The sequence below is a fragment of the Polaromonas sp. P3_C2 genome, from assembly GCF_056402675.1.
Genome location: NZ_JBFUGX010000418.1, coordinates 1 through 3,775 on the forward strand (window position 1 = coordinate 1; position 3,775 = coordinate 3,775).

Consider the following 3,775-nt stretch of genomic DNA (forward strand, 5'->3'; position numbering starts at 1 on the left):
GTGTGGATGTGGGTAACACCACCATCGGACTTGGCACAGTGGCCGGCGGCGTTGTCGGCGGCCTTGTCGGTAACCAGATGGGCGGCGGCAATGGCAAAACCGCCATGACCGTGCTGGGTGTTGCCGGCGGTGCATTTGCCGGCAACCAGATCGAGAAAAACATGAAGAAGGTCACCGTGTACGAAGTGCGCKTTCGCATGGACGATGGCACCGTGCGCAACATGGAGCTTTCCAGCGCCGTGGCAGTGGGCTCGAAGGTGATTGTTGAAGGCAAGAATCTCCGTTTGGCCTAAAACATGACCCCCACGGTCGCTCACTTCGTGTAGCTTCCTGCCCCCCGAGGGGGCCGCCCGCCTGTGGCCCGGCAAAGCCGGTTCCACGGCTCATGCTGGCATGAAGAGGGTGGTTCAACAAAAGCGCTGGTGTCCGTCATCGGCGCTTTTTTTTGGCCCTCATCGTGTCCGCTACGGTTCATAAACCCCCGGGCCGGCCCAAGCCTGCGCTGAGGGGTAGCATGGAGCCCTGTTTCTTCCAATTTCCGATCAACTGATCAATATCTCATCGCAGCCTCAACATCAGCTTGAGCAGAAAGACATTCCCATGAAAGCCATCTGGAACGGCGCAGTGATTGCGCAAAGCGACGACACCGTGGTGGTGGAAGGCAACCACTATTTCCCTGAAAGCTCGCTCAACCGCGACTACGTGACCTTCAGCAACCACCACACCATGTGTTCTTGGAAAGGCCAGGCCAGCTATTACTCGTTGCTGGTCAAYGGGGAAATGAACACCGATGCCGCCTGGTATTACCCCGATCCCAAACCCGAAGCCGACAACATCAAGGGTCACATTGCCTTCTGGAAGGGCGTGAAGATCGAGCCCTGACGCGCCAGCCTGGGGCGGCGGAAGACGGAAAACCGGATGAACGCCCGAAGAGAGCGGGTTTACCCTGAATCTTCAGCGTTTGCCTGGAAAATTCGCCATGTAATATGTGTGCTTATTAAAAACGACCGTAGGGCCGTTGCCAATAAGGAGACTCCATGACGCCTTCCGCGCCCGATCCAGCGCTGGTCGAAAAACTCGTGATGGCCAACCGCATCCTGTACGACCAGGGGGTGGTAGATGGCTTTGGCCATGTGAGCGTGCGCCACGACAAGTCGTCCGGGCATTTCCTGCTGTCCTGCAACCGTGCGCCCGGGCTGGTCAAAAAAGCCGACATCCTGACCTACGACCTCAATGGCGACCTGGTGGGTGAGTCCACGCTGCGTTCTTACCTGGAGCGCTTTATCCACGGCGAAATCTATCGCGCGCGGCCCGACGTGATGGCGGTGGTGCACAGCCATTCCCCTAGCGTGATTCCTTTCGGCGTGACCGGCCAGCGCCTGCGCCCCATCTTCCACATGAGCGGTTTTTTGGGCAGCGGCTCGACGCTGTATGAAATTCGCGAGTCCAACGGCAACACCGACCTGCTGATCCGCGACATGGGCCTGGGCAAAGACCTCGCCAGGGCACTGGGCCAGCACACCTGCGTGCTGATGCGCGGCCACGGTTCGACCGTAGTGGCGCCTTCGCTGGAGCGCGCGGTTTACCGGGCGGTCTATGCCGAAGAAAATGCCAGACTGCAGCTCACGGCATCGGCCCTGGGCCCCATCGAATTCCTGACGCCCGAAGAAGCGGACCTGGCCATGGCGACGAATGAGGGCCAGGTCATGCGGCCGTGGGAATTGTGGAGCCGCAGTATCGGCGCTATTGAATAAACAGCCCGTACAAACGAAAGAGGAAAGAGGCGAATCATGAAATTTCCAAAGCTCCTGGCCCTGGTCACCTTGATGTCACTGACCTGCATGACAGCAACGCAGGCGCTGGCGCAAGCCTATCCATCACGCCCCGTGCGCATCATTGTTCCTTATGGCACCGGCGGCGGCTCCGACATCCTGGCGCGCCAGATCGGCGCACGCCTGCAGACCCTGTGGGGGCAGGGCATAGCGGTCGACAACCGTGCGGGTGCCTCCGGCAATATCGGCACGGAAGCCGTGGTCAAGGCGCCGGCAGACGGCTACACGCTGCTGCTGCAAAACAGCACCATGGTGGTCAACCCGGCCGTGAACGGCAAGCTCAACTACGACCCCGAAAAAGACCTGACACCCATCATGCTGCTGGGCCTCACGCCGATCGCGCTGGTGTCTCATCAAAGCACCAACATCAAGACGATTCAGGAACTGGTCACCTATTCCAAAGCCAACCCGGCAGCGCTGAGCTACGGCTCCTGTGGCGTCGGCACACCGCAGCATTTCGTGATGGAACTGGTCAAGCAAAAGTCTGGTGTCAGTGCTACCAATGTCGGCTACAAGGGCTGTGCCCCTGCGCTGACCGACGTGGTGGGCGGCCAGGTGCAATTGGCCATCCTCAGCGCCAACCTTGCTGCGCCGCACATCAAGACCGGCAAGCTCAACGGCATTGGCGTGTCGACCGCTACGCGCTATGACCTGATGCCCCAGGTGCCGACCTTTGAAGAGCAGGGCCTGAAGCCGCTGGACTTTTCCATCTGGTATGCGCTGATGGGCCCGGCCAAAATGCCGCCCGAGGTGGTTGCCAAAATTTATGCGGACGTTCAAAAAGTATTGGCCGAAGCCGCCGTGAGGGAAAACCTTTCAGGAGCAGGCGTGGAGCCCCTGAGCGGCGACGGTGCCGCGCTTGCCAGGCTGATCAAGGTGGACCTGGCGCGTTATGCGCAACTGGCCAAATCGGCCAATATCAAACCTGAATGAATGCTGGGGGGTAGTGACGCCCGCGCAGCGCAGGCGCTGCGGTTTCGGCGCCTTGTCTGACGGCGGCCTGTCACCCAATACCCTATAACTGATGCATGGCGGGCCCGTAGCGGCCCTGCTCTGGCCGGCATTGACCCGCGAAGGGCGCCGGCCGCAGAATCCATTCCTGGCTCAAGGAGATTCCATCATGTACAAGCACATTCTGGTTCCTGTAGACGGCTCTTCCACCTCGCGCAAGGCGATCGGCAATGCACTGGCAGTGGCCCAGGCGTTCAAGAGCGAGGTGACCGTCGTTTACGTCATAGACCCCTATGCTTTTACCGGGGTGGGCGCCGACTTTGCCTATGGGCAGGCCGAATACCTGAGCGCTGCCACGGCCGAAGCCAATGAGGCCATCACCGCAGCCGAGCAAGCTTTCAAGGAGGCGGGTATCACCGCCACCGGATCGGTGGTGGAAGGCCATGCCATCTATCGCGGCATTCTGGACACCGCCGAGGCGATCAATGCCGACCTGATCGTGATGGGCTCGCATGGCCGCCGCGGGCTTGAAAAACTGGTACTGGGTAGCGTCACCGCCCAGGTGCTTTCCCATGCACACCTGCCTGTGCTGGTGGTGCGCGACTGAGCCGCCGTTTCCTGATGACGTGACACCAACAAAGGAGCTTTTATGGACCTTCTGAACCACGACATTGCACATGAATTTCCGGAATACCTGCAGAAGATGCGCAGCCTCAAGGTGTCTGACCCACACTTTGCCGAGCTCTTTGCGCGCTACGACGAGGATAACCACGCGATTGCAAAGTATGAGCAGGGCGTGGGTGTCATCACGGACGAGGCGCTGGAAGACCTGAAAAAGCGGCGGCTCAAGGTCAAGGACGAGATTTACCAGATTCTCAAGAAAAGCTGACCACGTCATGGGAATTCCTGATTTTTAAGGAAAACTGCCTTGAAACCCAATAGGAACTTGCGCAAGCAGCTATCAAAATGGAAGCAAAAAACGGGGTTTATAT

The 3,775-nt window shown here is 59.3% G+C and carries 6 protein-coding genes; all 6 read left to right on the forward strand.

The window, feature by feature from the left end:
• Positions 1 to 293: glycine zipper 2TM domain-containing protein (locus AC1DWI_RS16280; RefSeq protein WP_477725220.1), on the forward strand; the 293-nt coding region annotated here is incomplete at its 5' end.
• 307 nt (positions 294 to 600) lie between these two features.
• The gene (locus AC1DWI_RS16285; protein WP_092127063.1) at positions 601 to 882 is read left to right on the forward strand and encodes a DUF427 domain-containing protein; all 282 of its coding nucleotides are present in this window, start codon (positions 601 to 603) and stop codon (positions 880 to 882) included.
• 155 nt (positions 883 to 1,037) lie between these two features.
• Complete coding sequence (locus tag AC1DWI_RS16290) at positions 1,038 to 1,754, forward strand: class II aldolase/adducin family protein (protein WP_477671460.1); 717 nt, start codon at positions 1,038 to 1,040, stop codon at positions 1,752 to 1,754.
• A gap of 36 nt (positions 1,755 to 1,790) precedes the next feature.
• A complete protein-coding gene (locus AC1DWI_RS16295) occupies positions 1,791 to 2,765 on the forward strand; it encodes a Bug family tripartite tricarboxylate transporter substrate binding protein (protein ID WP_477671461.1) in 975 nt (324 codons plus the stop codon).
• A gap of 187 nt (positions 2,766 to 2,952) precedes the next feature.
• A complete protein-coding gene (locus AC1DWI_RS16300) occupies positions 2,953 to 3,390 on the forward strand; it encodes a universal stress protein (protein ID WP_477671462.1) in 438 nt (145 codons plus the stop codon).
• Between the two features lie 42 nt (positions 3,391 to 3,432).
• Positions 3,433 to 3,672: an HP1242/YdcH family protein gene (locus AC1DWI_RS16305; protein WP_457279214.1), complete on the forward strand. Its 240-nt coding sequence runs from the start codon at positions 3,433 to 3,435 to the stop codon at positions 3,670 to 3,672.
• The last annotated feature ends 103 nt before the right edge of the window (positions 3,673 to 3,775 follow it).